The sequence below is a fragment of the Biomaibacter sp. TOL genome (assembly GCF_059717795.1).
In genome coordinates, this window is sequence record NZ_AP046092.1 from 78,748 (window position 1) to 105,668 (window position 26,921).

Genomic DNA, 26,921 nt, shown 5'->3' on the forward strand with positions numbered 1-26,921 from the left:
TTTCAGCCCCCTGTTTGATTTCTTACAAATGATATGAATTTTTTAACCCAACCATCAAAGGTAAAGTTGTGTTGAAAAGGCCGTTGCTCTCCGTAAAGAAGATTTCGCCCGATGTTCGTTACACATTTTGACGCCATGCTGTCAGGAAATCTTGTATAAAAAGGAATTTGTTCCATATTTGATTTAAAAACATTTTTGTCTTCCAGCACATATCCCAGATAATTAATTTCTGTGTGTAAAAATTTGCGTGAAGCATTTGATATTTTTTGTACAGTAAACTCTCCGTCTTTAAAATTATCAACTCTATTGACAATTACATGTATCTTTTGAGAATACCTGTGAATTAATTTTATTACCGCATAAGCATCTGTAATTGCGCTTGGTTCTGGAGTTGTAACTATAATTATTTCATCCGACGACTGAATAAAACTTAAAACATTTTTTGAGATGCCTGCGCCGGTGTCTATAATGACTATATCAAAATCCGGGGTAACTGCACTAAAAGCTTTTATTAAAATATTCAATTCCGCTGTGGATAAATTGGCCATTTCATAGAGACCTGAAGCTCCCGGCAAAATTTTAATCCCCATGGGACCTTCAAGCATGATATCATTTACCGACATATCGCAACTTAGAATATGGGATATATTGAATTTTGGATAAAGGCCCGCGATTACATCCACATTGGCAAGGCCAAGATCGGCGTCCACTAGCAGGACTTTCTGCCCCATTTTCTGTAATGCCAGAGAGATATTTACAGAAAGGTTTGTCTTACCAACTCCCCCTTTACCGCTGGTAACGCAAAATACTTTTATATTTCCGGTAGGAACTTCGCTGCTGTATTTTTCATCTATAAGTTTTTTTAGATTCGAGACCTGTTCATACATGTACGCTCTCCCCCAGAATCATGCCTGCCAGTTTTTCAGCGGAAGCGACCTCTATGTCATCCGGAACATTTTGTCCTACTGTGAAATACGATAAATTCACGTCTGTCATTTTAACGGCGTTTAAAATAGTACCGTAAGTTCTGGTTTCGTCAAGTTTTGTTACAATCAATTTTTTATAATTTAATTCTTTATAATTGTTCAGAATGTCGCTTAAATCATTATTTTTAGTCGTAGCGCTTATCACCATATAAATATCTGTGGGGTTTACCGCATCCAGCAAACTCTTTATCTTTTTAATCTGCATTTTATTATTTGGGCTTGAACCCATTGTATCTATTAAAACCAGGTCATATCCTTTCACTCTGTCCAGTGCTTTACCTATGCCGTCATTCCCGTGAACTACTTCCACCGGGATTTCTAGCAATTCTCCATATGTCCTCAATTGTTCTATGGCACCCACCCTGAAATTATCGGTTGCAATTAATGCCACTCTTCTTCCATAATATAAGGCAAATTTTGCTGCCAACTTGGCTATAGTAGTAGTTTTCCCAACGCCTGTAGGGCCTATAAAAGCCACAATCGCATTCTGCCCCTTCTCAAGCTGGATTGGCTGTATTTTTCCAATCTGGGATATTATTTCATTTTTAATTGCGTTAAAAACCGCACTATTGTCCTGCATCTCTTCCGGTTTAAGAATTTTCGATACCCTGTAAAATATTTTTTTTATTAACTCTTTATCAATTTCCATGGCCGTCATTTTATCGTAAAATCTGTCAAACACCGGTAAAAAGCCTGTTTCTGAAAATGAACTCTTTTTTACATTGTTTGAATACAGGTTTTTAATCATGTCTTTAACTTCGACCAGTTCATTCTTTATATCCAGAATTTCAGTATAACCTGTGGGTTTTATCGTTATTGATGTGACGCCGTCATTCATTGCGGTATATGAAGGTTTCTTTACCGGAGTTTGAGCAACTGCAAAGTCATTGGCAGCCACTACTTCTACCTGGGGTTTTGAGAAAAGACCAAAAAATCCTCCCTTTTTTATGTGTTTTGTTTGTAATATAACAGCATCTTTTCCCATATCGCTTTTTATTTTATAAAGGGCTTCCTGCATGTTATCTGCTATATAAGTTTTTATCTTCATCAAACAATCACCGTTCCCACTGATTGAACTTCCACACCAGGTTCCAGCTCATTATAGGAAAGAACCGGAAGGTATGAAGCATAATCTTCGACTATTTTGCGAAAGTACATCCTTACCCTCGGACTTGTCAGTACGATCGGCGAGATGCCTTTCAATCCAAGGTCGTTTATCATTTTTAAGATCGAATTCCTGATTTTTTGTATATAAGACGGTTCCAAAACAATATATGTCCCCTGTTCATTCTGGCGAACGGCACTCATTATTTGATTTTCAAGCTGACCGTCAAGAGTTATGACATGAACTTTTTGACCGTTGGTAAACCGGCGGGTAATAGCTCTTTTCATTCTCTGCCTTACATATTCCGTCAGCATATCCGTATCCTTTGTCAAACCTGCATAATCTCCAAGTGCTTCCAGTATTGTGACCATATCTCTAATGGGGATATTTTCTTTTAACAGGTTTGAAAGAACTTTTTGTATCTCTCCCAGAGTAATTACTTTTGGAATCAGTTCTTCAATAAGTGATGGATATTGTTCTTTCAAATTGTCTATAATGTTTTTAACTTCCTGCCTTCCGAGAAGCTCATGGGCAAATGATTTAATCACTTCCGTAAGATGGGTTGCCAGAACCGAGGAAGCATCCACTACTGTATAGCCCTTCATCTCAGCCTTTTCTTTATTTTCAATGGTTATCCACTTGGCAGGAAGGCCAAAAGCAGGTTCTTTCGCAGGGATTCCGTCTATTTCCGGTGTCCCGCCGGCAGGGTTCATAACCATTAAATGGTCGGTTCTTATCTCGCCGCGTGCGGCTTCTACGCCCTTTATCTTGATTACATATTCATTCGGTTTTAACTGTATATTATCCCTAAGCCTGACCATGGGAACAACCATCCCCAAATCCAATGCGCACTGCCTCCGTATCATAACCACCCGGTCAAGCAGATCACCGCCCTGATTCACATCGGCAAGTGGAATTATATTGTAGCCGAATTCGACTTCTATTGGGTCTACCTGGAGAAGCGAAAAAATATTCTCCGGTTTTCTCATTTCTTCAAGTTCTTTTTCTTTTTGCAGACCTTCTTTTTTTATTTTTTCACGTTCCGAGAACCTTTGAATCGAAATACCCAGGTACCCAAGAATTCCCGACAGAATTAAAAATGGGATATGGGGAAGGCCGGGTATTATTGCAAAAAATGTGAGTACACCCGCCGCCAGCAGCAATAGTTTGGGATATGATACCAATTGTTTTATCAAATCTTCGCCGAGATTTCCAGAGCTCGCGGCTTTGGTCACCACTATACCGGTAGCGGTGGAAACAAGCAGGGCGGGAATCTGGCTCACAAGGCCGTCGCCCACTGTGAGAAGCGTATATCGGTTGATAGAAGTCATAATGTCCCAGTGCTGGAACAACACTCCGGTTATCAAACCTCCTACTATATTTATTATCGTTATAATTATTCCAGCAATGGCATCGCCTTTTACAAATTTGCTGGCACCATCCATGGCTCCGTAAAAATCCGCTTCTCTCTGTATTTCGGCTCTCCTTCGGCGAGCCTCGCTTTCATTTATCAATCCTGAGTTTAGATCCGCATCAATACTCATCTGCTTGCCAGGCATAGCATCCAGGGTAAACCTTGCCGCAACTTCCGCTACTCTTTCAGCTCCTCGCGTGATTACTATAAACTGCATGATTATGATTATTAGAAATATAATAAATCCTACCAGAACATTTCCTTTTACAACAAAGTTCCCGAATGATTCGATTACCTTTCCGGCATACCCATTCAATAATATCAACCGTGTTGAGGAAATGTTGAGGGACAATCTCAATAAAGTGGTGAGTAAAAGCATTGAAGGAAAAATGGAAAAGTCCAGCGGTTTTTCCATATTCATAGAAATCAAAAGGATAACCAGAGAAAAAGTAATATTAAACGACAGCAAAAGATCCAATATGGATGATGGAAGGGGTATTATCATCATTACAACCACCATTACCGCCATTAATGCGAGAATAATATCTCCATATTTCAATTCTTAATTCCTCCTTTCCTTCAGACTGTAGACAAAGGCCAGTACTTCTGCTACCGCATGATAAAGATTTTCCGGTATTACATCCCCGATTTCTACCGATTTATATAGAACTTGTGCCAGCGGCTTGTTTTCGACAATAGGTATATCTTCCTGTTCGGCAATCTGTTTTATTTTTTCTGCAATCCTGTCGCTACCTTTAGCCAGCACTATAGGTGCGGGATTTACGCTCGCATCATAGGCCAGTGCGATAGCCAGGTGAGTAGGGTTTGTGATGACCACATCCGCCTTTTTTACATCGTTCATCATTCTGCTGCGGGCCATTCGACGCTGTATTTGTTTTATCCGCGACTTTGTCTGAGGGTTTCCTTCCACTTCCTTAAACTCTTCTTTGATATCTTCCTTTGACATCATGAGGCCGGTTTCATATTCGTACCACTGATAAACATAGTCAAATATTGAAAGTACAAATAATGCGATACCCGCTTTTATGCCAATATTAAAAGATATGTTTGTGAGCATTTCAAAAGACGAATAAATGTCCATATCCAGCATCAATGGAATTATATCTTTGATTTTATAAATACCGCCGTAAATCAAATATCCTATGATAATGATTTTTGCAGTAGATTTAAGAAGCTCCATCAGGCTTCTACGTGAAAAGATCCTCTTTATCCCTTCAAACGGATTGATGCGCTCAATCTTTGGAATAATCGGTTCCAAGCTCAATACAGCACCAGTTTGAAGAAAGGTTGTTAAAACACCCATAAACATTATACCAAATAACAGGGGAGCCATTATTTTTGAAATGAAAATTGCAGCTTCCACAAAGGTTTTTTGAATTCCAGGAATTGTATATAAATCCTCTTTATTTAAGAGTTCCTGCCAAGTTGATGTTAAATAAGCTGTCAGATTATCTATTATATTTGACCCCAAAAGATTCAAAATCGCGAAACCCGTCAGCAGCACTGCTGATGAAATCAGTTCCCTGCTGGAAAATACCTGGCCGCGTTCCCGCGCTTTTTGTCTTTTTCGGGGTGTTGCTCTCTCTGTCTTTTCCTGAGCAAACAATTGCAAGTTCATGGTGTTTTCAACATTCCCTGTAATAAAGTCAAAATATTGTCATACGTGCCATTGAATATTACATCCAGTGCTACCAGGTACATAGGAAAAACAATAATCATCCCCAAAATGCCCGCAATAATTTTTATTGGGAGACCCACGATAAAAACATTCATCTGAGGAACGGTTCTTGCAATAATACCCATTGCAAAATCAGTTATAAAGATAATTGAAATAACAGGTAAACTTACTTTGAAGCCGATGACAAACATCTCTCTGAAGCTTGATGTAATAATTTCCAGGAATCTTTTCTCAAAAATTGCACCGGAAATCGGCACTATATCAAAACTTTTTATCAGAGCCGAAATCAACACATGGTGTCCATTCACAGTTAAAAAAATCAACAGTGTCAATATATAGTAAAAATTTCCTATTAACGGAACCTGAGTATTGCTTTGCGGATCTATTACATTTACTATGCCAAATCCCATCTGCATATCTATTATCTGACCTGCTACATAAAGCGAAGAAAACATCATGAGAGCAATATAGCCCATAGAAAGGCCCACAAAAGTTTCCTTAACAATTAACGTAGCCAGGGCTAACACATCGATGTTTGCATTAACATCCGGGATCAAAGGATAAACAATCAACGAGAGAAAGCAGGCCAGACCGATTCTGGCATGATTGGGAATTTCTCTCCTTCCAAATACTGGAGTCAACATTATAAAACCTGAGCACCTGAACAGTATCAACAAAAATTTAATAATTGTCCCGTAATTTAAGCTAATCATAATTTCTTACCATGTAAATCAATAAATAAAATTTGGCAATTGATTAAATAGACTTTGCGTAAATTGAGTAATAATAGTCAGCATCCATGGTCCGAAAAGCAGAATAGCAATAATCACTGCCACTATTTTGGGTACAAAGGTCAAAGTCTGTTCCTGTATTTGTGTGGTGGCCTGAAATATGCTGATTACAATGCCTACCAGCATACCAAATCCCAGCATCGGAGCGGATACCAGCAAAACGACTGTCATTGCTTCCTGACCCAAATGTATAATAGTTTCTTGAGTCATATTACATCACCTTTTTCTGTTTAATGGAATCCTGCCAGAAGAGAATTTACGACAATATTCCACCCATCAACCATAACAAACAACAGTATTTTAAAAGGCAGGGAGATCATAACGGGTGGAAGCATCAACATTCCCATGGACATCAATGTGCTTGAAACAATCATATCGATTACCAGAAAAGGTATGAATATTACAAATCCCATCTGAAAAGCCGTTTTAAGCTCACTGATTATAAAAGCGGGGATTAAAACATATGTAGGAACATCGTCTAGAGTTTTTATTTCATTCTTAAGTTTCGCATAATGAACGAATAACGCCAGGTCTTTCTCTCGAGTTTGTCTGAACATAAAATCCCGCAAAGGGACCTGGGCTTTATTCAGGGCCTCTTCGGTGCTGATTTGCTGGTTCATATATGGTTGCAAAGCTTCGACATTTATATCGTTCCATACCGGAGCCATAACAAATACGGTCATAAAAAGAGCCAGGCCTATCAATACTTGGTTCGGCGGCACTTGCTGGACCCCCAGACCATTTCTAACAAAAGAAAGAACGATTATTATCCTGGTAAACGAGGTCAACATTATCAATATTGAGGGAGCCAATGACAGTACAGTAAGAAGCAATATTATTTGCAAAGTTACCGCCGTATCCGTCGGACTTTTCGACGGTTGAATAAACTGCAATGACGGAACGGGAATTTCCGGAGCTGCATTCGCCATATTGTTCAGGCTAAAAAAAATGACAGCCGTAAATAATATTTTAAATAACATTTTGCCGCTTTTATTCATGAATCATCACCATTATCTCTTTTCCCCGGCTCTCTAATTAAATTCCTTAAAAAATATTCCAGATGATTGGTAAAAGTTTTATTAAATGTATCTGAATTTACTTTTTCCACCTCATTAATTAATACGGCCTCTTCATCATTCAGTCTTGATATCATGAAAAAATTTTTTTCCGATACTCCCATTAACATCAGACCCTGTGGGGTTTTTATTATATATATGCCCTTATTACTTCCTAGGGGCAGCATATCGATAACTTCCATATATTTGCTTTTTGGCCGGGTGTTAATTTGAAATCTTGCTATCCATCTTGTAGTTAAAAACGCCAGTAAAGATATAATAACAAACAACAGAAAATACACAAAAAAAGTCATCGCGCTTTTTGCAGGGGTATAATTTTGCTGCTGTTTTTGGGTATCAAAATTGTATGTTTTTAAATTGTCAACATTCGGAGAAGCGGCATATGCGCTATTTAAAATTGCTACAATTAATACACATATGATTAAAAATCCCCGCCGTTTTAAAATAGATATTTTTTTCATACGCATTCCCTTCTAGCTCAGGGCTTTCCTCACGGCTTCCACTACTCTTTCGGGCTGAAATGGTTTTACTATAAAATCCCGGGCGCCCGCCTGAATCGCATCGATAACCATTGCCTGCTGCCCCATGGCTGAACACATAATAATTTTAGCGGAAGGATCTTTGGCTCTTATTCTTTTTACTGCTTCTATGCCGTCCATTTCCGGCATGGTGATATCCATGACCGTAAGATCGGGTTTCAGTTCTGAATAAATATTAACCGCAATTGCTCCATTTTCAGCTTCACCACAAATTTGAAAACCGTTTTTTGTTAAAATATCTTTGATCATCATCCTCATAAAAGCCGCATCATCTACTATTAAAATTCCTCCCATTAAGATCATCCTCCTGATTACTGTAAACTATTTACTTTTTCTATAGAATTTATGATTTCTGTTATTCTTACTCCAAAATTCTCATCTATTACCACAACTTCACCTTTGGCTACAAATTTGCCATTGACCAAAATGTCCACTGGTTCGCCGGCCATTTTATCCAATTCTACAATAGAACCATGGCTGAAACTCAATATCTCCTTTATGGTTTTTACCGTTCTTCCCAATTCCACCGTGACTTCCAGTGGAACATCCATAATTAAATCAAGACTATAATTTGAAGGTGGCGATGGTTCTTCTTGAAACTTTTCAAATTGAACCGTTCTTACCGTCACTTCATTCCTCCTTTCCGCCACATTTTTTTCTTCTTTCTGACGGGAGATTGTTGTGTCATTTTGCATATGTTCGGAAGATGGGCCATTTTCAATACCCGGCGCTTCTTCCGAAATCGCTCCGCCGTTCATGGATAGATTAAAAAGATATTTTACAAGGGTTTTGGCAAAAGATATAGGCATTAGCTGAAAGATATTGCTGTCCAACAAATCGCCTACCTGCATCTTAAACGATATGACAACAATGGACTCATTTTCATCAAAAAAACTTTCCAGAGAATCGGTGGCAAAATTAATTCTGCTGAGCTTTGGCGGAGAAATGTTAATATCTTTTTTCAACATGGTAGACAATGACGTAGAAGCGGAACCCATCATCTGATTCATAGCTTCTCCTACGGCGCTCAATCTAAGATCATCCAGTTCTGCATCGATATTCTTCCCATCCCCTCCCATCATCAAATCCGCAATTATTTTAGCGTCGCTTTCTCGTATTATCATAATGTTGCTTCCATTCAGGCCTTTTGTATAGGATACTTCTATAGCGATAAAAGGTACAGGATATATTTTTTTTAATTCGTTTATTTTTGTTACACTCACATTGGGAGTGGTTATGGTTACTTTGTTTCTGAGCAGAGAATATAAAGTGGTCGCAGAAGTGCCTATCGATATATTTCCTATTTCTCCAAGGGCATCTTTCTCTTCTCTTGTAAGTATATTGCTTTCCATTTCCTTGCCCTTTATAAGTTCCCTTATCTCTTCATCAGACAATATATTCTCATCCATTTGGTTCTTCCTCCTCTGCAGCTAAACTTGTTATTTTTACAGCCATTTTGTTGTGAAAAATGCCTACGATACCCTTGAATTTCAAACTATCCTGAATGAAGATTTCTACTTCGCTTCTGATATTTTTATCCAGAGCTATGACATCTCCCAACTTCAAGTTTAAAAAATCGCCTATTGTTATGTTCACTTTCCCAAGAACCGCTTTCATTTCAACTTTCATTCCGCTTATTTTATTACTTAAAAAATGCACGGCTTTTTCTGAAACTTCTTTTTTTGTATTGGAAAGCCAGATCCGGGTAGAAAGTTTCGATATTATAGGCTCAATTACTATATGAGGTATGCAAATATTTATCATGCCCTCACTTTTCCCAACCTTTACACTGAATGTAATGAGGGCCACTGCTTCATTTGGAGCAACCAGTTGTATAAATTGAGAATTTGTTTCCATTTTTTCCAATGCAGCGTTTATTTCCGTAATGTCTTTCCAGGCTTCACGTAAAATTGAAGTCATTTTAATAAAAATTTTTTCAATAATGCCATTCTCTATTTCGGTAGGCTCTCTTAATTTTTCCTTATATTCACCTGCTCCTCCTAACAACCTGTCTATAATGGCAAAAGCAACAGACGGATTTATTTCTATTATAATTGCGCCTTTTAGAGGCGAGAAATTTACTACAGAAATTAACGATGGATTTGGCAGGGAAGAAATAAACTCGTTATATGTCATCTGCTCTACATAATATACATTTACCTGAACTAGTGTCCGAAGCTGTGCGGAAAGATATGTCGTCAACAACCTTGCAAAGTTTTCATGGATAATGCTCAAAGTATGAAGCTGTTCTTTCGAAAACTTGTTTGGCCTCTTAAAATCATACTGTTTAATTTTTTTTTCGGCACTTTTGCTTTTTACTTCTTCGGCTTTTATTTCTCCTTTGGAAATGGCTGAGAGGAGAGCATCTATTTCGCTTTGGGAAAGAATTTCAGACAAATTTTTCCCTCCTCTTCAATTTACAATAATGCTTGTAAAATATACATCGGTGATTTTGCCGCTGGTTAATAAAGAATTGATAGATGTTTTAATTTGTTTTCTGAGCTCCTCCATGCCGCGACTGTCCTTTACTGAATCAAAATTCTTTGATCTTAATATTGTAAAAATCCTGTCCCTTATTTCAAAATCTTTGGATTGCAGTTCTTTTTCCAATTCCTTACTATCTAAAAGATATACCAGTGATACTTTAATATAACCTTTATCGGAAAGATTTGTTAAAAAATCGCCCGCAGAATACGGTGTGGCCTGTTTTTCGGTCTCATGACTATTTATGGTGCTTCCAGCAAAGTTTCTCGCCACAAAATATGCTACGACAGATGTCATTAACATCAACATGAAAAGAATTATCACGACTAGTATTATATTTTTGAAGCTCGATTTGTTGCTTTGACCGGTTTGAACTGTAGCCATTGCTTTTCCCCCTCACTTAGGTTCCTCATTTTCGGAAACTGATTTTAATATGACTATATCAACCCGCCTGTTTAAAGCCCGATGCTTATCCGTATCATTGGGTGCCACAGGTCTGTACTCGCCATAACCTGCTGCAGATATCGTATATGGCGAAAAATTATGTTTATCTATAAAATACCTTACCACGTTAACCGCTCTGGCAGTAGATAGTTCCCAGTTTGAAGGGAATTCCCGCGTATGTATCGGAACGTTGTCGGTGTGGCCTTCTACTCTTATCTGCCTCCGGCTCTGTTTTAAAACCGGAACGATTTTATCAAGAACGACCCTTGCCTGCTCTTTAATGTCCGCTTTACCCGAATCAAAAAGAACCCCTTCCACAAACCTTATTACCAGACCTCTCTCATCCAGTTCAACTTGAATTCCATTTAAACCATTCTGTTTTACTATATCTTTAACATTTTGTTCAAGCCTTTCAAATTTTCTCTGTTCTTCGGCCGATACCAGAAATTGCCCCACTTCTCCCGATTCAATAAATTCACCTTTTTCCAGTGTTTGCCCTCCTTGGATGATCCCCAGTGAACCCTGCAGAGAAGACATGTACATGTCAAATTTTTTTGTGTCAACGCTTGATAAGGCAAAGAGAAGTGCAAAAAAAATCAAAATCTGCGTCATCAAATCCCCATATGTTGTCATCCAGAGTGGGGAGCCAGGGGGCTGACTCTCGCTCTCACCTCGTCGTCTGCTGCCAGGCAAGGTCCTCACCACTTTCCGAAGTTTTTGCCCCTCTTATGCTATTTCTTTTCTTCGGGGATAGAAAAGCGTTCAATTTTTCTTCGATTATCCTCGGGTTTTCCCCGGCTTGAATGGACAGCATGCCTTCTATCATAACTTCTTTCATAAGTATTTCTTCCCTACTTCTAACCTTGAGTTTCCCGGCAATAGGTATAAATAATAAATTTGCAAAAGTTGCCCCATAAAAAGTTGTTATCAGGGCGACAGCCATGCCAGGCCCAACGGCGTCGGGATTGTCCAACTGTTTTAACATGTTTATTAACCCTATAATGGTCCCTATGAGACCGAAAGCCGGAGATAATGCGCCCATTGTCTCAAATATGCTCTGGCCTTCTTTGTGCCTTTCCTCTAGAAAAGCCAGTTCTGTCTCAAGAATGTTTCTCACCAGTTCCGGATCGGTCCCGTCAACAATCAGCAGTATACCCTTTTTTAAAAATTCATCCTTCAGTTGGTAAGCGGCGTCCTCCAGCGCAAGAAGACCTTCCCTCCTTGCCGTTTCCGCCAGGCTGACGATATTTTTTATTATGTCTCCCGGTTCAAGCCGTTTTTCTTTGAATACAATCTTTAATATTTTCAATACATCTATCAATTTGCCAATAGGGTAATTTACGAGAGTAGCAGCCAGAACACCGCCGAAGACAATAAGAGCCGACGGGATGTTTATAAAAGCGCTCAACGTTCCTCCCATACTGATAGCCCACAAAAAAATCGCTATGCCGCTGATAATACCTATAATTGTAGCAAGGTCCATCAGCCACACTTCCCTTCAACATATTAATCGAATAACTATCATTTTCTACAAATCCTTATTTCCGAATATTTTTCTTTTATAATCCATCACTTTTTTAACGATTTCTTCTTTTGATTCTTTCACCACATATTTGGTTTCATTAGTAAGGGTAATCACGGTGTCTGGAGTAATTTCTATAGCCTGAATAAGATCAGCGTTTAGCACAAAACTTCTGCCATTAAGCTTTGTAAGCTCAATCATGCACCGACACCTCTTTTTGCCGGGTCCGGTTTCTTGCCGGACCCGGTTTTTTCATTTAAAGCCGCTTATACATTATCTCTTCAGGTTTACCAGTTCCTGCAACATCTCATCCGATGTGGTGATTATCCTGGAATTTGCCTGAAAACCCCTCTGAGTGATGATCATCTGCGTAAATTCTTCTGAAAGGTCTACATTGGACATCTCCAAATTGCCAGGAGAAACAGTGCCCCTGCCGCTAGTGCCAGCTGTACCTATCTGTGGCTCGCCGGAGTTGTTGGAGTATTGATACAGATTGTTTCCCGCCTTTATAAGACCGCCGGGATTTGTAAAGTTAGCCAGAGCTATCTGAGCCAGTTCCCGGCTCTGCCCGTTATCGAACACCCCTGAAATAACACCATTGGTATCTATTGAAATGCTCAGCAAGCTTCCTGCTGTGTATCCGTCCTGTGAATCCAGGTCAACAGTGGTATCGCTGGCATACTGGGTTACTTCATCAAAGTTGGGAGTAAACGTGATTGTATTAGCTCCGGGTACGGTTATAGTCACTGTTCCTGGCGGTGTAGTCATGTTAAGTGCGCCGTCCGTGGTAAATTGTAAAGTCCCTGAACCACCACTAACATTCAACGTTGTATCATCTGAAGTAATACTATAGTCCCATTGGTTGTCGGTTGCACTTTTAGTAAATGTAATTTTCAGATTATGTGCCTGTCCCAATGAATCATATATTTTGAAAGGCAGTACATAACTTTCGCCGCTGGCAGTCTCCGAATTGAGATTCTTCGCAAAGCTCACAGCACTAGTGGCTTTTGCCTCCATCATCATACCTTTTTTTATTGTAATCGTGCTCAAATTTTGTGGTGATTTATCCGAGGGTACGGTATATGTTTCCGAATCCTGCCACCCCACTACTTTTAAACCGTTGGACGAATTTACAAAATTACCCAATTCATCAAAGGTGAAGTTTCCTGCCCGTGTATAGTACCTATTCAGGCCATCGCTTACGATAAAGAAACCGTCACCATCTATAGCGAGGTCGGTAGTATAACCTGTGGATTCGAAGCTGGAAGGTGAATGTATAGTATCGATGGTGGCTATAGTCATACCAAGCCCCACCTGCATGGGGTTAGTGCCGCCACGGTTGCCCTGGGGTGATGCCGCCCCACGCATGGTCTGGCTGAGTGTATCCTGAAAAGTAACCCTGCTCTTTTTAAACCCAACGGTGTTGACATTGGCTATGTTATTGCCGATAACATCCATTTTTGTCTGAAAATTTTTAAGACCTGTCACAGCTGAAAACATTGACCGCATCATAACAATTTCCTCCTTTTATTTCAGGTGCAGGCTCCTTCAGTCGTTCCGGAGCCTTGAGCCTCCTTTGCGGTCCGGCTCATACTATTACTGCACCATCTATGTTTGTAAATACGTTTTCCTTTATACTGGGTCCATCTACGGCAGTTATCACCGTTCTGTTTTTTACACTTACCACAAACGCCAGATCGCTCATTAATATCAGAGATTCCCTCACGCCCTTTTGTTCCGCCCTGTCGACCGCATCGGACAGTTTGGCCATCTGCTGGGCATCCAAACAAATGTTTCTCATGTTCATTCGCATCTGGGCATGATTGGATATTTTAAGGCCTCGTTGAACAATTTTTTGTTGTAATATATTCTGGAAATCTTCCGTTTTATTGAAGCTATGATTTTTATTTGTTTCTTTTGCTTCGGGTTTTATTCCGCTAATATTAGGCGGAATATTTATTAATTCTGCCATGGTTGAGCTTCCCCACCTTATTTTATCTCAATAACATTTTCCATTGGAACTTTAGTTTCACTATCTCCGATTATTAAGCTTATCTCGCCGCTGCCGAATGTAACGCCCTTAATCTGCCCGGAAATCTGATTTCCTTCATCATCTAATGCTGTAGCAGTTTTCCCGATAACGCTCACCGCTGAAAGACTGGCCATCTGCGTGTTCAGGTTTTGCATCTGTTCCAGAGAGCTGAATTGAGCAAGCTGTGCGATATATTCGGTACTGTCCAGGGGGTCTAAGGGGTTTTGATATTTAAGTTCCGTCACAAGCAGTTTTAAGAATTCATCCTTTCCAAGACTGTTGCTCCCCGTGCTGCTTGATGTGCTTGAGTCAGAAGACCCTGTTGTATAGTAATAACTGTTTACCGATGTCATGATATTCCTCCTTTACACCACATAATTGATGCTTCCGGTGTTTCGCCAATCATCATATTTGCTTTTTGCCACTACTTCTTCAATCTGTTTTTCCTGATTATGAAAATTATATCTTGTTTTTTTGAAATGATAAAGGTGAGTATTTTGCTGAAAACTGCTTCCGTTGAAATTGCCCGTGAGCCAATCGGATGTTTGGTAAACATTCAACTCAGTCAGATTATAGCCATGCTGCTGTATCTGGTTTTTAAGTTCCTGCGCGTGATACTGCACGGCTTCATGTACATAGGCATTTTCCACGAAAAGATCAGCTCTTATTTTATCTCCTTCAGAAATAATCTTAATCATAACGTTTCCGAGATACTCAGGCTTTAATTTGAGGCTTAGTTCACTAGTTTTGTCTTTTACGGCCAACTGAATTTTATCCACTATCTCTTCGAAAGTTTCTGCTGTAAGCGTTCTTACTTCATGGAGCGTTTGAACTCTGTCGTTGATATTGGCTTTAGAACCTGCAGACACCTCGCCTAAAATGCCATCTAATATAGCAATATCATTTTCTAAAGCATTGTTGCTTGTTTTTTCTGTATTTATTGTTCCGGTATCATAATTGACCGATTTTGCGATTTCTGATTCTTTGGCTGAGTCTAGATTGCTCCATGTCTCCCGGCCTTTTGTTATTACCACATCTCTTTTATAGTCTTCTTCGCCATTTACAGAAATGTTCCCGTTCTTTACGGGGGAAATCTGTTCATAATCTTTTTGCTTCACGTTTTCTTTTGATTCGCCCGCTTGTATCAAACCCAAATACTCATTTTCCGTGACATCATCTTCCGCAATATTTAGGTTTTCAGATATTTGATTCAATTGATTTTTTAACTGCTCCAGAAATAAATCAAAATCAACCTCTGACATTTCCGGCATGGATAACTTCAAAGCTTCATAAAATTTTGCCGCTATTATTTCATCAAATTTGCCTTCCGAAGAAAAGCTCGATACAAGGGCTTTCCACAATCTGCTTATTTCTACAACGTCGGACAGTTGCGCATCAATCTGTGTTAAACTGTTTAAATTACCGTATTCTCCGTCTACAGGTTCGTTACCTTTTTCATCCGGGCATTGAATCAAATTTATTGAAGCCAGGTACTGCAGTAAAACCGAATTTATATCCTGATCCAAAGCGAATAAGTCTTTTTTGGATTTCTTCCCGAATCCCTGCAAAATTTTTTCAAAACCTTCAACAGCACTTTTAACGTCATTTCTCCCGAATGAAAAAATGTTTGCGTCCTTACTTACAGCACAGGTTGAAACAGCCATATTCATGTTCTCACCTCCTTTCATTGATTTTTTATTTGTGTGGTCAATATTTTATATCCCACTCATCTTTTTGGTAATGGATGCTGCTTTTTTTGAATCCATGGAAGATAGAATCTGTGAAACCGATTCCTTTTTCATATTCTGGAATATCTGAATGATAAGCTCATCATCCATAGCTGCTAAAATTTTGGCAGCATTCCCCGGATCCATTAACTCATAATACTGAGCTATGTCTTTAATATTCTTCAAGTTTGTTTCAAGCTTTTCCTTTGTAGCCGCAATTTCAGACTCTCTTGTTTTTAACTCCTGTTCGCGCTGATTCAATTGCTGTTCCTTTGCCGCCAGTTCCTGGTCTTTTTTTGATAAGCTGTCCCATTCGGCCTTGAGCTTACTTTTCTCTTCTTCAATAAGTTTTTGCTGCTTTTGTACTTCATTTATCTGTTCCGCCTGTTCTAATCTGCTGTCAAAACCGGGTAATACAGAAAGGACTTTTTTCATAACAGGATTGATATTGTTTAAATCTGCATTTTTGAAAAACAAAATCAATCCGGCAGCGACAACTACCAAGATAAAAAATACAATAAATGCAATTAACACGTTTTTATTATTGAGGAAACTCATGGAGTTCCCCCCTCTCGAAAGATAAGACTGATAACCGCTGATTCGTCGCTGATTTTCTGCTCTTCCGAATTTATTTCTTTTAAATAAGCTACAAATCTTTTTTCCTTTATTTTTTCAAAGACCTGTCGTTCTTTCCTTGTTTCTATGAAAGTCAACCGGCTCCGGTCATACGCCAAGATTGCATTGTCTACGGCAATTTTTTGAAATTGTATACCGGAATTTAAATCGTCGATATATGTATTAAACAAACAAAGGTCTTCCACTTTAATTGAATCCGACAGCTTATCTTTAAGTTCGGCCTTTATTTTCACTTCGGTCATTAGCAAATTATTGAGGCGGTTTTCTTCCTTTGACTTTGCCAGAATTGCTTCTGCCAGTTTTTGTTTGCAGAGGTCCTCGTTAATCTTTTTTACTTTAAGAGGAGTTTCCAATTTAAATTTGAATTTTTTCATTGCTTTCCTTCCTCTTTAAATATTTCTTCCAACTTTTTGAGAGCCTCCTGATAATCTACTTTTTCATCCACTTCTTGTTTTAAAAAATCCTGAATTTGGTCTATGTACTTCAATGCCTCGTCTATCCTAGGGTTGTTTCCTTTAACATAAGCTCCGATGTTGATCAAATCTTCTGCTTCCCGGTAAACCGAAAGTATATTTTTAACCCTGCCTGCCAGCATTTTATGTTCTTTAGATATGACATCATTCATCAATCTGCTTATGCTGGCCAGGATATCTACAGCCGGATAATGGTTTCTGTTGGCGAGAGTCCTTGACAGCACTATGTGACCGTCAAGAATTCCTCTCACCGCATCGGAGATGGGTTCATTTAGATCGTCTCCGTCAACCAGAACTGTATAAATTCCTGTAATTGACCCTTTTTTTGAAGTGCCGGCTCTTTCCAGGAGCTTCGGTAATATGGCGAATACGGAAGGCGTATATCCTCTTGTCACCGGAGGTTCCCCCGCTGCAAGACCCACTTCCCGTTGAGCCATGGCAAACCTGGTGAGGGAATCCATCATCAGCATAACATTTGCGCCCTGGTCCCTGAAATATTCCGCTATGGCGGTAGTTGTAAAAGCCGCTCTTGTCCTAACCAGAGGCGGTTGATCTGATGTTGCTACGACAATAACAGATCTTTTCAATCCCTCTTCGCCAAGATCTTTGTTGATAAAACCGTTCAACTCACGGCCTCTTTCTCCTATAAGTCCTATAACATTGATATCCGCCCGCGTATTTCGAGCAATCATACCCAATAAAGTGCTTTTTCCTACGCCGCTGCCTGAAAATATACCAATTCTCTGGCCACACCCGCACGTGAGAAGAGTGTCGATTGATTTTATTCCAAGAGGTAAAGGCCGTGTTATAAGCAATCTTTCTACAGGATTTGGAGGGGAATTAAACACTGGATATCGACTTTCATAAACAAGTGGTCCTTTGCCGTCGATAGGATTCCCCAACCCGTTCAAAATCCTGCCGAGAAGTCCGTTTCCTACGGGCACAGTGAGTTTTTCCCCACTTGCTTCCACTTCCCATTCGGGGCCCACATCTTCCATTTCGCCTAAAGGCATTAAGATAACTTTCTTTTCATTAAATCCCACAACCTCTGCAATAATTTTTTTATCTGATTTCGAAGATGTTATCGTACAAATTTCGCCTATTTCGGCCGGCGGACCAAGAGCTTCGATGGTAAGACCCACGATTTTTGCAATTTTACCTTTTGGTTTTACAGTTTCTGCTTCATCTATAGCTTTATAAACATATCGAAACAGGCTTTCACGCATTATCTATAACACCTATTTCTTTCAGCTTTGACCGGATATTTTCCACCTGGGTATGAATTCCGGCGTCTATCTCAAAATAATCGCTATAAATAATGCATTCTCCCGATGAAAGCAGCGGGTCTTTAACAAAATTGATTTTGCTTACGCCATTCTGTATATTGTGCAGTTCGCCAATATCTTTGATTTTTTCATAATCCCGCTCCGCAATCCTTATAAAGATACTTTTTTCCTCACCCGCTTTTTCCAAAGCTTTTTTTATCAAGTTAAGATAGTATACGGAATCTACCTCGATTTCCTGAGCCAATATTTTTTCTGCGGTATATAATGCGATTTTTAAAGCTTCCTTTTCCAGATAATCAAGATAAATATTGTTTTGTTCCAATAGCTGTTTTCTTAATATATTAAACTGTGCTAAGCGTTCTTCCCATAGTTTTAGGTTTTGTTGCAGCGCTTCCTGTTTTCCTTTTTCAAACCCTTCTGCATACCCCTTTTCAAAAGCTTGTTTCTCAATTTCCTGCTTTTGGTTATTGGCGTCATTTATTATTTTTTCTGCATCAGCCCTTGCCCTGCATAAAATTTCTCTGGCTCTTGCCACCGCATCATCCATTATCGACTTTGCCCCATCTTCATAAAATCTATTACGGGCCACTTTTACTATTTCCATTTTATTCTCGTCTACCCTGTTTTTTAAATCGGGCTGAAAATTTTTTAGCATATATGGTGAATGAGTATTGACATCCACATATTTCAAAACCCTAGACAATTATTTCGTCACCTCCGCCGCGAGAAATTATTATCTCGCCAGCATCTTCAAGTTTTCTAATTATATTGACGATCTTTTGCTGGGCTTCTTCCACATCCCTCAAGCGCACTGGCCCCATATACTGCATGTCTTCGTTGACCATTTCGGCCTGGCGCTTGGACATGTTGCTGAAGATTTTCTTCTTAACCTCCTCACTGGCACCTTTTAACGCCATGGTAAGGTCCTGATTATCCACTTCTCTAAGAGTGCGCTGTATAGACCTGTTGTCCATGGTGAGAATATCTTCAAACACGAACATTCTGCGCCTTATTTCTTCCGCAAGATCCGGATTGTCCATCTCAAGGGCTTCAATTATATTCTTTTCAGTGCCTCTGTCGACATTGTTCAAAATATTTACTACCGCCTGGATTCCGCCGACGTTGGTATAATCCTCCGTCACCAGGGAAGCTAGTTGACGTTCCAGTACTTTTTCAACCTCGAGAATAATATCCGGAGACGTTCGATCCATAGTTGCTATACGCCTTGCTATATCCACCTGCTTTTCAGGAGGAAGTGAAGATAGAAGGGAAGCCGATTGCTCCGGGTTCAAATATGTCATGATCAGGGCAATGGTCTGAGAATTTTCGTTCTGGAGAAAGTTCATCAATTGGACCGGATCAGCTTTTCTTATGAAATCAAAAGGTCTAACCTGTAATGAAGATGTTAGTCGATTGATAATTTCCAGAGCTTTCTGGGTACCTAAAGCCTTCTCCAGAATATTTCTGGCATAATCTATCCCACCTTCTGTTATGTAATTTTGAGCCATCAGCATTTGATAAAATTCCTCAATAATGGCGTTCTTGTCCACATTGGAAACTTTTTTTAAATTAGCAATTTCCAGAGTCAATTGTTCGATCTCTTCTTCTTTTAAGAACCTATATATGTTTGCAGCTATCTCCGGTTCTAGAGAAACCATTAAAATAGCCGCTTTTTGTTTCCCAGTGAGTTTTGCCAGTGGCATTTTTTCACCTCTAATCCTCATTCAGCCAGGTCTTTAAAACCCTGGCCACATCTTCAGGTTTGCGACGGGCAAGTCTTTCTATATTTGCATAGGCATCACTACTTGTTTTTTCAGCAGTTTGAGAAGCTGCCTGCTGTGCCGCAACTTCCTGAGCTTCTGCCAGTTCTCTGGCAATTTTTTCTTCTTCAATTTTTCTTCTTCTGCGGACAGCAATCAAACTGAACACAGCAAATAATATAATCACGAACAATGCGGTGCCGACCAGAACCATATTCCTACGGTTTATCTTTTGCTGCTCGAGTCTTTTCATCTCATCATTCATCGCTGTCACAAGGTCATTGTTAAATGTCATACCTTCAATAAAAATCTGATCTCGCTCAGGATCATAACCTATCGCATTACCTACAAGACGTGATATGGATTCTTTTTCATCATCATTCAAAGTCCTGTTTACCACTACCGAAACCGTTAATTTATCAACTGCCCCAGGTGCCACCGTCAAATTCTCATGAGATTCGTTTATCTCGTAGTTTCTCGTAACTTCCGATTTCTGATATTCTGAATTACCTGTGTTGCCCTGTTGATAACCTGGAATATTTGTATCGACCCCCGGAACTCCGCCGGAGGCACTGCCCACACCTGTGAAATGTTCACGCAAATCCTGAACGCTTCTTATAATTCCCTCGCCGGTATCTTTATTGACAGGAGAAAACAGCTTATTCTCGACGACTTTTTTATCAAAATTGAGCTTGGCGCTCACCCTTACCACTACATTTCCGGGCCCGAAAACCTGCTCCAATAGTGATTGAACACTGGCCTGCAATTGTCTCTGAAAATTATTCTGAATGTTCAGCTGGGAATTTATTATTTCCTTAGAATTATCATCTTGATTTAGGGCAATGTCGGACAAAAGACGGCCATAGTCATCTATAACGGTTACATTTTCGGGTTTCATTCCTTCTACTGAATGTGATATCAAATTGATTATTCCTTTTACCTCTTCCTCGGTAATCTGTGCCCCTGGTTTTAACTTTAAAAAAACTGCCGCCGATGGTTCGGATTTTGAATCTGTTTCGATAAAAAGAGTTTTTTCCGGTTGTACTATATGTATTCTTGCGGATTGAACTTCCGCCATTTCTTCAATGGTCTTTGTTAATTCACCTTGGAGTGCCTGATTGTATTGTAATTGTCTTTCCCAGTCTGTGGTACCCAGTTTGGTCTTATTAAAGACATCGCTAAAATCTATGACTCCTCCTTTTGGAAGCCCTTCCTGAGCAAGCATAAGTCTAATTTTATACACCTGTTTGGGGTCCACCAATATAGTTTTCCCACCATCTTCAAGCTTGTACGCTATCTTGGAATCCTCAAGTTTACTTACAATATCTCCCGCGTCTTTTGCGTCAAGATTTGTGTACAAAGTTGTATAACTTGGACGGTTCAAGAGAAAAGTCAATACACCCAACGTGCAAATTATAAGAAAGGAGCTTACTAATAATTTTATTTTCTGTGCCCTATTTCTGCTAAACCAGAAGTCGCTCACCTGCTGCCAGATCTTTTTAAAAAAAGCCATCTGTTTCCACCTTCATGCTTTATACTTGCATCCTCATGATTTCCTGGTAAGCTTCAACGGCTTTGTTCCTAATCTGCAAAGTGAGCTCCAGTGAAAGCTTCGCTTTTTCTCCGGCGATTATAACATCATGTATGTCTATGTTTTCATCCGTTAGCTGTTTTTTTAATAATTCATTATATTCGTTTTGCATCCTATTTGCCGAATCAAAGGCGGCTTTCAATATATCCTGAAAAGATTTTTGCCCCTGATCTTTGATACCCCCGTAAAACTTGGGTGTCACCTCATTGATACTGGAAATGTTCAAGTACTCATCTCCTTTCCGGCATTATTTAATCATAATTTTCATATCTCAAGGGCCTTAGTTATCATGTTTTTAGCGGAATTTATCGCAGTTATATTGGCTTCATAGCTTCTTGTGGCGGAAATCATATCAACCATTTCCGTTACAATATTGACATTGGGCATTTGTACATACCCCTGGGCGTCCGCATCCGGATGAGTGGGATCATATACCAGTTTGAATGGTGCGGGGTCTTTTTCTATTGCGGCTACTCTTACCCCCTGCCCTGGACTGTTTTTTATGAAATTTGAAAGTATATCTCCGAATTCGAAGTCTTGCTCCCTTTCTTTAAAAATAACTCTTTCCCTTCTGTATGGTCCCCCATTCTCGGTTCGGGTCGTATTAACATTCGCTATATTATTTGAAATGACATCCATTCTGAGTCTCTGGGCAGTCAGACCTGATGCACTTATATCCATGGAATCAAACAAACCCATTTTTTAACTTCTCCCTCCGTTTATAGCAGTATCAAGCAGTTGGAAAACCCTCTGAACTTGATCTGCAGTAATATTATAGGAAAGTGTATTTTTAGCCAGTTCCACCATTTCTTTGTCAATGTCAACATTGTTTTGATCATTTCTAAAAACAGTGTCATTTTGAATATATACAGTCGGCTTAATATCTTCAAACGTTTTTATGTTACCGATATGATTTTTATGAGTAGTAGCCAGAGGTAATCTATTTTCCTGCTCTAAAGTCTTTTTTAGCGCTTCTTCAAAAGAAACGTCAGATCTTTTGTAGCCGGGAGTGTCAGCATTGGCAATGTTATTTGAAAGAACAGTGTTTCTAAGCCATTTTGCATCCAGTTGCTTTTCCATCAATGAAATATAGTCAAAGAGTCCTGTCAAAATTCATCACCTCTTCTTATTTTTCGACTTATATCTACCTATTCCTTCTGATTTAACTAAATTCGCCAAAAAAATAAATTATCCTTTTTTTATTGCATTCATTTTACAATAATTTTTACACAGGCATTCGACAATATTAAAAAAACTATCTCGAAAAGATAGTTCAATCTATCCTTTCAGCAACCCGGCCAGCATAGTGCTTAACACACCTTAGCCCCATGGCTTTGCGCCCTACCCTTTCGGTGAAGTTTGCCTTTTTAGGGATTTTTTGTTATTTTTTACAATATATAATTAGACAAAAAATGCTAAATTCCTCCTTTATATAAAAAAATGCGTGATTTTTTCACGCATTTTTTTAACTCTAATTATGCTCTAACTTTTTTCAATTCCTCTAGAAGTTTGTCATTCAATATTTTAATGTAAGTTCCTTTCATGCCTAAAGATCTGGACTCGATTACACCGGCGCTTTCAAATTTTCTCAAGGCATTGACAATTACCGATCTGGTTATACCCACCCTATCCGCAATTTTGCTGGCCACCAGTAAACCTTCATTGCCATCCAGCTCTTCAAAAATATGTTCGACCGCTTCCAATTCCGAGAAAGACAAAGTTCCTATGGCCAATTGAACTACAGCTTTCTTGCGGGCCTCTTCCTCAATCTCATCGCTTTTTGATCTTAATATCTCCATTCCTACAACTGTGGCACTATATTCTGCAAGCACCAGATCTTCATCCGTGAATTTATCTCCAAATCTGGCAAGTACCAATGTTCCAAGCCTTTCGCCGCCTCCGTTTATAGGCACAATGGTTGTCAATTTATCGGGATGGGGGCATTTTGTGACATTATTAAATACGCATTCAAGAGTATCCTGAGATACATTAGATTTTGTTTCGTGAATCTCCAACAGTTTGTCGTTATAATGTTTCGGAAACATCTTTTCTTCCAGGACTTCATCCTGAACAGCATCGCAGTCGTAACTTTCCATCAAATAATATCCCAACACCTTGCCTTTTCTGCTGGCCACATAGGCGTTGGCGGAAAGTACTTCGCCCAGTGTTTTGCATACCTCGTTAAAATCCACAGGATATCCTGCTGATCTCTGCAATAATTTGTTGATCCTCCTTGTTTTTTCTAATAGACTTTCACTCATTATAGTTCCTCCTTAATTTTTATTATTTATAATATTATAATATATACATACTCAGATCTTTATCTTTTACGATATCTTTTAATTTGTTGTTAACAAATTCCCGGTCAATTGTTATTTCACTTTTTGTTAATTTCAATTCCGGTGCATTGAAGGATATGTCTTCCAGCAATTTTTCCATTATTGTATGCAGCCTACGGGCTCCGATATTTTCCGATTGCTGGTTTACATAAGTTGCCACTTTTACTATTTCATCTATAGCATCTTCTGAAAAATGGATTTTTATACCTTCTGTTTCGATTAATGCGGTATATTGTTTAATTAATGAATTTTTGGGTTCTATTAAAATCTTCTTTAAATCTTCTTCTGACAGGCTTTTTAATTCCACCCGTATGGGAAATCTTCCCTGAAGCTCGGGAATCAAATCCGAAGGCTTGGAAACATGAAAAGCTCCTGCGGCAATGAAAAGAATATGATCGGTTTTAACAGGCCCATATTTTGTGACAACAGTGGAACCCTCCACGATCGGAAGAATATCCCTTTGAACGCCTTCTCTTGATACGTCGGGGCCGTAGGATTCTTTACCGGCTATTTTGTCTATTTCGTCAATGAAAATAATGCCGGTTTCCTCAGCCTTCTTTATGGATTCGTTTATCACTTCGTCCATGTCTATCAACTTCTGGGCTTCTTCCTGGAGTAAAATCCTACGGGCATTCTCAATTGTCACTTTTCTTTTTTTCCGGCGCTTTGGGAATAATCCTCCAAATAAATCCTGCATGTTTATTCCCATTTCCTCCATGCCGGAACCGGAAAATACCTCCAGCATGGGTGGCGCGTTATCCTCTACCTCTATTTCAATAATTTGTTTTTCCAGCTTGCCTTCCCTTAAATCGTTAAGTATTTGTTTTCTTCTCTCTTCCAGGTTTCTGGCTTTTTCTTCGTATTCATTATTATCTTCTCCGTAATCGTTTTTAGCAAAACCAGTAAATATAGCTTCAAAAGGATTTTTTACACCAGACTTTGCGGGAGCCGGGCACAGTATTTCCACTATCCTTTGTTCGGCCAGAACTTTTGCCCTATCTTTTACTTTCTCCATTTTTTCTTGTTTAACCATGCGTATGGATGTTTCCAACAAGTCCCTTACCATAGAATCTACATCCCTACCCACATAGCCCACTTCGGTGAATTTGGTGGCCTCCACCTTTACAAAAGGGGCATTTACCAGGCGGGCAAGCCTTCTAGCTATTTCTGTCTTTCCCACGCCCGTCGGACCTATCATCAGGATATTTTTCGGCATCACTTCTTCCTGCATTTCCTCAGAAAGCTTTTGTCTTCTCTGCCGGTTTCTGAGAGCAATGGCGACAGATTTTTTTGCTTCTTCCTGTCCGACTATGTATTTGTCAAGTTCTTCCACTATTCTTTTAGGAGTTAAATCTTCCATCTATTTCACCTCCTTATAATGCATAGGAAAGCAAAAATATACCTTAATATAGGAATATAGGGCTTTCCGTAACGCATTTCAAAAAAGCTACCGCTGTTTAATTGTGATTTAAATGAAAGCTTTTTTATAGCGTTTCCACGGATATGTAATTGTTGGTGTATATGCAAATTTCCGCAGCTATTTTCAGAGATTCTTCTACAATTTTTTCCGCGGAAAGATTCGAAAATTTACTCAGGGCACGGGCCGCCGCCAGCGCGTAAGGCCCGCCGGATCCGATGGCTGCAATGTTGTCATCCGGTTCAATGACCTCTCCATTTCCCGAAATAACGAGTATATGTTCTTTATCGGCCACAATCAACAACGCTTCAAGTTTTCTCAACATCCTGTCAGTACGCCACTCTTTTGCCAGGTCAACCGCGGCTTTAACCAGATTGCCATGGGACTCTTCCAGTTTGCCTTCAAATTTTTCAAACAAAGTTATGGCATCAGCCACCGAGCCGGCAAAACCCGCAAGAACTTTGCCGTTATAAATTTTTCTTATTTTCCTGGCATGGTGTTTCATTATGGTATGTTCGCCAAAAGTCACCTGTCCATCGCCGGCAATGGCTGCACTATTATTTTTGACAACGGCAACGATGGTAGTGGCATTAAACATTGGTATCCCTCCCTTCATTGTGGGGAAATGCTCGCATATAAACTTCCTTCAGCCTGTCCTTTGTTACATGCGTGTAAATTTGGGTTGTTGAAAGGCTGGTATGCCCCAATAATTCCTGAACTGTTTTAAGATCGGCTCCATTGTTCAGCATATGTGTCGCAAAGCTATGTCTTAATGCGTGGGGGCTAATTTTCTTGTTTAACGATGCAATATTTACATATTTTTCTACAATTCTCCTGATGCTTCTATCGGTAATACCTTTTCCGTTTTTATTCAGAAATACGAAATCACAGGAAGTATCTTTTGCAAGAAATGGTCGGCTTTTTTTTAGATATTCTTCTAAACTCTGTGCAGCTTTCGAGCCAAAAAACACAACTCTCTCCCGAGAGCCCTTTCCAAAAACTATAATAAAATTGGTACCCATATTAAGATCTTTCAGTTTTAGCGATGCCAGTTCCCCCACCCTCATACCGGTAGCGTATAAAAGCTCCATAACAGCCTTATCCCTGATGCCCAGTACATCGTCCGATGGAGCGGAAAGTAAAGCTTCAATCTCATTGGGGTATAAAAAAACTGGGAGTTTTTTGGGCAGTTTCATACCTTTTAGCGATAACGCCACATTTTCTTCGACTACCCCTTCTATTACAAGATACTTATAAAAAGTTCTTATGGCTGAAACTTTTCTAGCAATAGTTCGTTTTGAAAGCTGCCTTTCATTAAGATGAACCAAAAAACCTCTCATTAAGGAATAGTTAACGTTTTTAAATATCGGTTCAGATATTTTCTTTTGTTTTAAATATTCGAGAAACTGATTCAGGTCTTCCGCATAGGATTTCAGGGTATTGACAGATTCGTTTTTTACACCTTTTAAGTAGCTTAAAAAACCGTCTATCAAAGATTCATCCAATTTTATCAACCTTTCGATAACATTTAATATACTATCATAATATTTTGTTTTATGCAAGGTTCAATTCTAAATTATTTTTAAATTCATTGTTAAAT

At 39.2% G+C, this 26,921-nt stretch carries 32 protein-coding genes and 1 riboswitch; all 32 genes read right to left on the bottom strand.

Translation table 11 applies throughout. From position 1 onward, the window contains the following. Window positions 1-2 precede the first annotated feature (2 nt). The 32 genes from AC6I1H_RS00415 to xerC all read right to left on the bottom strand — a co-directional run bounded on the left by AC6I1H_RS00415 (window position 3) and on the right by xerC (window position 26,826). Window positions 3-887, bottom strand: a complete 885-nt coding sequence (locus AC6I1H_RS00415; protein ID WP_497739091.1) for a MinD/ParA family protein — start codon at window positions 885-887, stop codon at window positions 3-5. Beyond that, the gene (gene flhF / locus AC6I1H_RS00420; protein WP_497739092.1) at window positions 880-2,034 is read right to left on the bottom strand and encodes a flagellar biosynthesis GTPase FlhF; all 1,155 of its coding nucleotides are present in this window, start codon (window positions 2,032-2,034) and stop codon (window positions 880-882) included. The genes AC6I1H_RS00415 and flhF overlap by 8 nt, the downstream gene beginning before the upstream one ends. Next, a complete protein-coding gene (flhA, locus tag AC6I1H_RS00425) occupies window positions 2,034-4,034 on the bottom strand; it encodes a flagellar biosynthesis protein FlhA (RefSeq protein WP_497740874.1) in 2,001 nt (666 codons plus the stop codon). The genes flhF and flhA overlap by 1 nt, the downstream gene beginning before the upstream one ends. Window positions 4,035-4,067: 33 nt before the next feature. Beyond that, window positions 4,068-5,144, bottom strand: a complete 1,077-nt coding sequence (flhB, locus tag AC6I1H_RS00430) for a flagellar biosynthesis protein FlhB (RefSeq protein WP_497739093.1) — start codon at window positions 5,142-5,144, stop codon at window positions 4,068-4,070. Continuing rightward, window positions 5,141-5,917, bottom strand: coding sequence for a flagellar biosynthetic protein FliR (gene fliR / locus AC6I1H_RS00435; RefSeq protein WP_497739094.1), 777 nt, complete (start codon window positions 5,915-5,917; stop codon window positions 5,141-5,143). Before fliR ends, flhB begins: the two co-directional genes overlap by 4 nt. An 18-nt stretch (window positions 5,918-5,935) precedes the next feature. Then, complete coding sequence (fliQ, locus tag AC6I1H_RS00440; RefSeq protein WP_497739095.1) at window positions 5,936-6,205, bottom strand: flagellar biosynthesis protein FliQ; 270 nt, start codon at window positions 6,203-6,205, stop codon at window positions 5,936-5,938. Between the two features lie 20 nt (window positions 6,206-6,225). Further along, window positions 6,226-6,993 carry a flagellar type III secretion system pore protein FliP gene (gene fliP, locus AC6I1H_RS00445; RefSeq protein WP_497739096.1) on the bottom strand — a complete coding sequence of 256 codons (768 nt, stop codon included), beginning with the start codon at window positions 6,991-6,993 and terminating at the stop codon, window positions 6,226-6,228. After that, window positions 6,990-7,532, bottom strand: coding sequence for a flagellar biosynthetic protein FliO (locus tag AC6I1H_RS00450; protein ID WP_497739097.1), 543 nt, complete (start codon window positions 7,530-7,532; stop codon window positions 6,990-6,992). The genes fliP and AC6I1H_RS00450 overlap by 4 nt, the downstream gene beginning before the upstream one ends. A gap of 12 nt (window positions 7,533-7,544) precedes the next feature. Then, window positions 7,545-7,904, bottom strand: a complete 360-nt coding sequence (locus AC6I1H_RS00455; RefSeq protein ID WP_497739098.1) for a response regulator — start codon at window positions 7,902-7,904, stop codon at window positions 7,545-7,547. Window positions 7,905-7,921: 17 nt separating this feature from the next. Further along, the gene (gene fliY, locus AC6I1H_RS00460) at window positions 7,922-9,019 is read right to left on the bottom strand and encodes a flagellar motor switch phosphatase FliY (protein ID WP_497739099.1); all 1,098 of its coding nucleotides are present in this window, start codon (window positions 9,017-9,019) and stop codon (window positions 7,922-7,924) included. Continuing rightward, window positions 9,012-10,007, bottom strand: coding sequence for a flagellar motor switch protein FliM (gene fliM / locus AC6I1H_RS00465; protein ID WP_497739100.1), 996 nt, complete (start codon window positions 10,005-10,007; stop codon window positions 9,012-9,014). Before fliM ends, fliY begins: the two co-directional genes overlap by 8 nt. A 15-nt stretch (window positions 10,008-10,022) precedes the next feature. Further along, on the bottom strand, window positions 10,023-10,478 hold the full coding sequence (locus AC6I1H_RS00470; RefSeq protein WP_497739101.1) for a flagellar basal body-associated FliL family protein: 456 nt from the start codon (window positions 10,476-10,478) through the stop codon (window positions 10,023-10,025). A 12-nt stretch (window positions 10,479-10,490) separates the two neighbouring features. Next, on the bottom strand, window positions 10,491-11,171 hold the full coding sequence (locus AC6I1H_RS00475; protein ID WP_497739102.1) for an OmpA family protein: 681 nt from the start codon (window positions 11,169-11,171) through the stop codon (window positions 10,491-10,493). A gap of 34 nt (window positions 11,172-11,205) precedes the next feature. Continuing rightward, on the bottom strand, window positions 11,206-12,021 hold the full coding sequence (locus AC6I1H_RS00480; RefSeq protein WP_497739103.1) for a flagellar motor protein: 816 nt from the start codon (window positions 12,019-12,021) through the stop codon (window positions 11,206-11,208). Between the two features lie 45 nt (window positions 12,022-12,066). Beyond that, a complete protein-coding gene (locus AC6I1H_RS00485; protein ID WP_497739104.1) occupies window positions 12,067-12,261 on the bottom strand; it encodes a flagellar FlbD family protein in 195 nt (64 codons plus the stop codon). Between the two features lie 72 nt (window positions 12,262-12,333). Then, the gene (locus AC6I1H_RS00490) at window positions 12,334-13,572 is read right to left on the bottom strand and encodes a flagellar hook protein FlgE (protein WP_497739105.1); all 1,239 of its coding nucleotides are present in this window, start codon (window positions 13,570-13,572) and stop codon (window positions 12,334-12,336) included. Window positions 13,573-13,648: 76 nt separating this feature from the next. Further along, window positions 13,649-14,032 carry a TIGR02530 family flagellar biosynthesis protein gene (locus tag AC6I1H_RS00495; RefSeq protein ID WP_497739106.1) on the bottom strand — a complete coding sequence of 128 codons (384 nt, stop codon included), beginning with the start codon at window positions 14,030-14,032 and terminating at the stop codon, window positions 13,649-13,651. A 17-nt stretch (window positions 14,033-14,049) separates the two neighbouring features. After that, entirely contained in the window at window positions 14,050-14,445 is a 396-nt protein-coding gene (locus AC6I1H_RS00500; protein ID WP_497739107.1) for a flagellar hook capping FlgD N-terminal domain-containing protein, read from the bottom strand. A gap of 12 nt (window positions 14,446-14,457) precedes the next feature. After that, on the bottom strand, window positions 14,458-15,762 hold the full coding sequence (locus tag AC6I1H_RS00505; RefSeq protein ID WP_497739108.1) for a flagellar hook-length control protein FliK: 1,305 nt from the start codon (window positions 15,760-15,762) through the stop codon (window positions 14,458-14,460). A 45-nt stretch (window positions 15,763-15,807) separates the two neighbouring features. Beyond that, window positions 15,808-16,377: a magnesium transporter MgtE N-terminal domain-containing protein gene (locus AC6I1H_RS00510; RefSeq protein WP_497739110.1), complete on the bottom strand. Its 570-nt coding sequence runs from the start codon at window positions 16,375-16,377 to the stop codon at window positions 15,808-15,810. Then, window positions 16,374-16,829: a flagellar export protein FliJ gene (fliJ, locus tag AC6I1H_RS00515; RefSeq protein WP_497739111.1), complete on the bottom strand. Its 456-nt coding sequence runs from the start codon at window positions 16,827-16,829 to the stop codon at window positions 16,374-16,376. The genes AC6I1H_RS00510 and fliJ overlap by 4 nt, the downstream gene beginning before the upstream one ends. Next, the gene (gene fliI, locus AC6I1H_RS00520) at window positions 16,826-18,154 is read right to left on the bottom strand and encodes a flagellar protein export ATPase FliI (RefSeq protein ID WP_497739112.1); all 1,329 of its coding nucleotides are present in this window, start codon (window positions 18,152-18,154) and stop codon (window positions 16,826-16,828) included. The genes fliJ and fliI overlap by 4 nt, the downstream gene beginning before the upstream one ends. Then, complete coding sequence (locus AC6I1H_RS00525) at window positions 18,147-18,917, bottom strand: FliH/SctL family protein (protein WP_497739114.1); 771 nt, start codon at window positions 18,915-18,917, stop codon at window positions 18,147-18,149. The genes fliI and AC6I1H_RS00525 overlap by 8 nt, the downstream gene beginning before the upstream one ends. After that, a complete protein-coding gene (gene fliG / locus AC6I1H_RS00530; protein WP_497739115.1) occupies window positions 18,910-19,917 on the bottom strand; it encodes a flagellar motor switch protein FliG in 1,008 nt (335 codons plus the stop codon). Before fliG ends, AC6I1H_RS00525 begins: the two co-directional genes overlap by 8 nt. Window positions 19,918-19,927: 10 nt before the next feature. After that, window positions 19,928-21,487 carry a flagellar basal-body MS-ring/collar protein FliF gene (gene fliF / locus AC6I1H_RS00535; RefSeq protein WP_497739117.1) on the bottom strand — a complete coding sequence of 520 codons (1,560 nt, stop codon included), beginning with the start codon at window positions 21,485-21,487 and terminating at the stop codon, window positions 19,928-19,930. Window positions 21,488-21,506: 19 nt separating this feature from the next. Then, a complete protein-coding gene (gene fliE / locus AC6I1H_RS00540) occupies window positions 21,507-21,791 on the bottom strand; it encodes a flagellar hook-basal body complex protein FliE (protein ID WP_497739118.1) in 285 nt (94 codons plus the stop codon). A gap of 38 nt (window positions 21,792-21,829) precedes the next feature. Beyond that, window positions 21,830-22,264 (bottom strand): flagellar basal body rod protein FlgC, encoded by a 435-nt coding sequence (gene flgC / locus AC6I1H_RS00545; RefSeq protein WP_497739119.1) that lies wholly within the window; start codon window positions 22,262-22,264, stop codon window positions 21,830-21,832. Window positions 22,265-22,267: 3 nt separating this feature from the next. Further along, the gene (gene flgB / locus AC6I1H_RS00550) at window positions 22,268-22,675 is read right to left on the bottom strand and encodes a flagellar basal body rod protein FlgB (protein WP_497739120.1); all 408 of its coding nucleotides are present in this window, start codon (window positions 22,673-22,675) and stop codon (window positions 22,268-22,270) included. A 175-nt stretch (window positions 22,676-22,850) separates the two neighbouring features. After that, window positions 22,851-22,939, bottom strand: a riboswitch (cyclic di-GMP riboswitch). 101 nt (window positions 22,940-23,040) lie between these two features. After that, window positions 23,041-23,826: a GTP-sensing pleiotropic transcriptional regulator CodY gene (codY, locus tag AC6I1H_RS00555; RefSeq protein ID WP_497739121.1), complete on the bottom strand. Its 786-nt coding sequence runs from the start codon at window positions 23,824-23,826 to the stop codon at window positions 23,041-23,043. Window positions 23,827-23,860: 34 nt separating this feature from the next. Continuing rightward, entirely contained in the window at window positions 23,861-25,264 is a 1,404-nt protein-coding gene (gene hslU, locus AC6I1H_RS00560; RefSeq protein ID WP_497739122.1) for an ATP-dependent protease ATPase subunit HslU, read from the bottom strand. A gap of 124 nt (window positions 25,265-25,388) precedes the next feature. After that, a complete protein-coding gene (hslV, locus tag AC6I1H_RS00565) occupies window positions 25,389-25,919 on the bottom strand; it encodes an ATP-dependent protease subunit HslV (RefSeq protein ID WP_497739123.1) in 531 nt (176 codons plus the stop codon). Continuing rightward, window positions 25,912-26,826 (bottom strand): tyrosine recombinase XerC, encoded by a 915-nt coding sequence (xerC, locus tag AC6I1H_RS00570; protein WP_497739124.1) that lies wholly within the window; start codon window positions 26,824-26,826, stop codon window positions 25,912-25,914. The genes hslV and xerC overlap by 8 nt, the downstream gene beginning before the upstream one ends. Window positions 26,827-26,921: the final 95 nt, after the last annotated feature.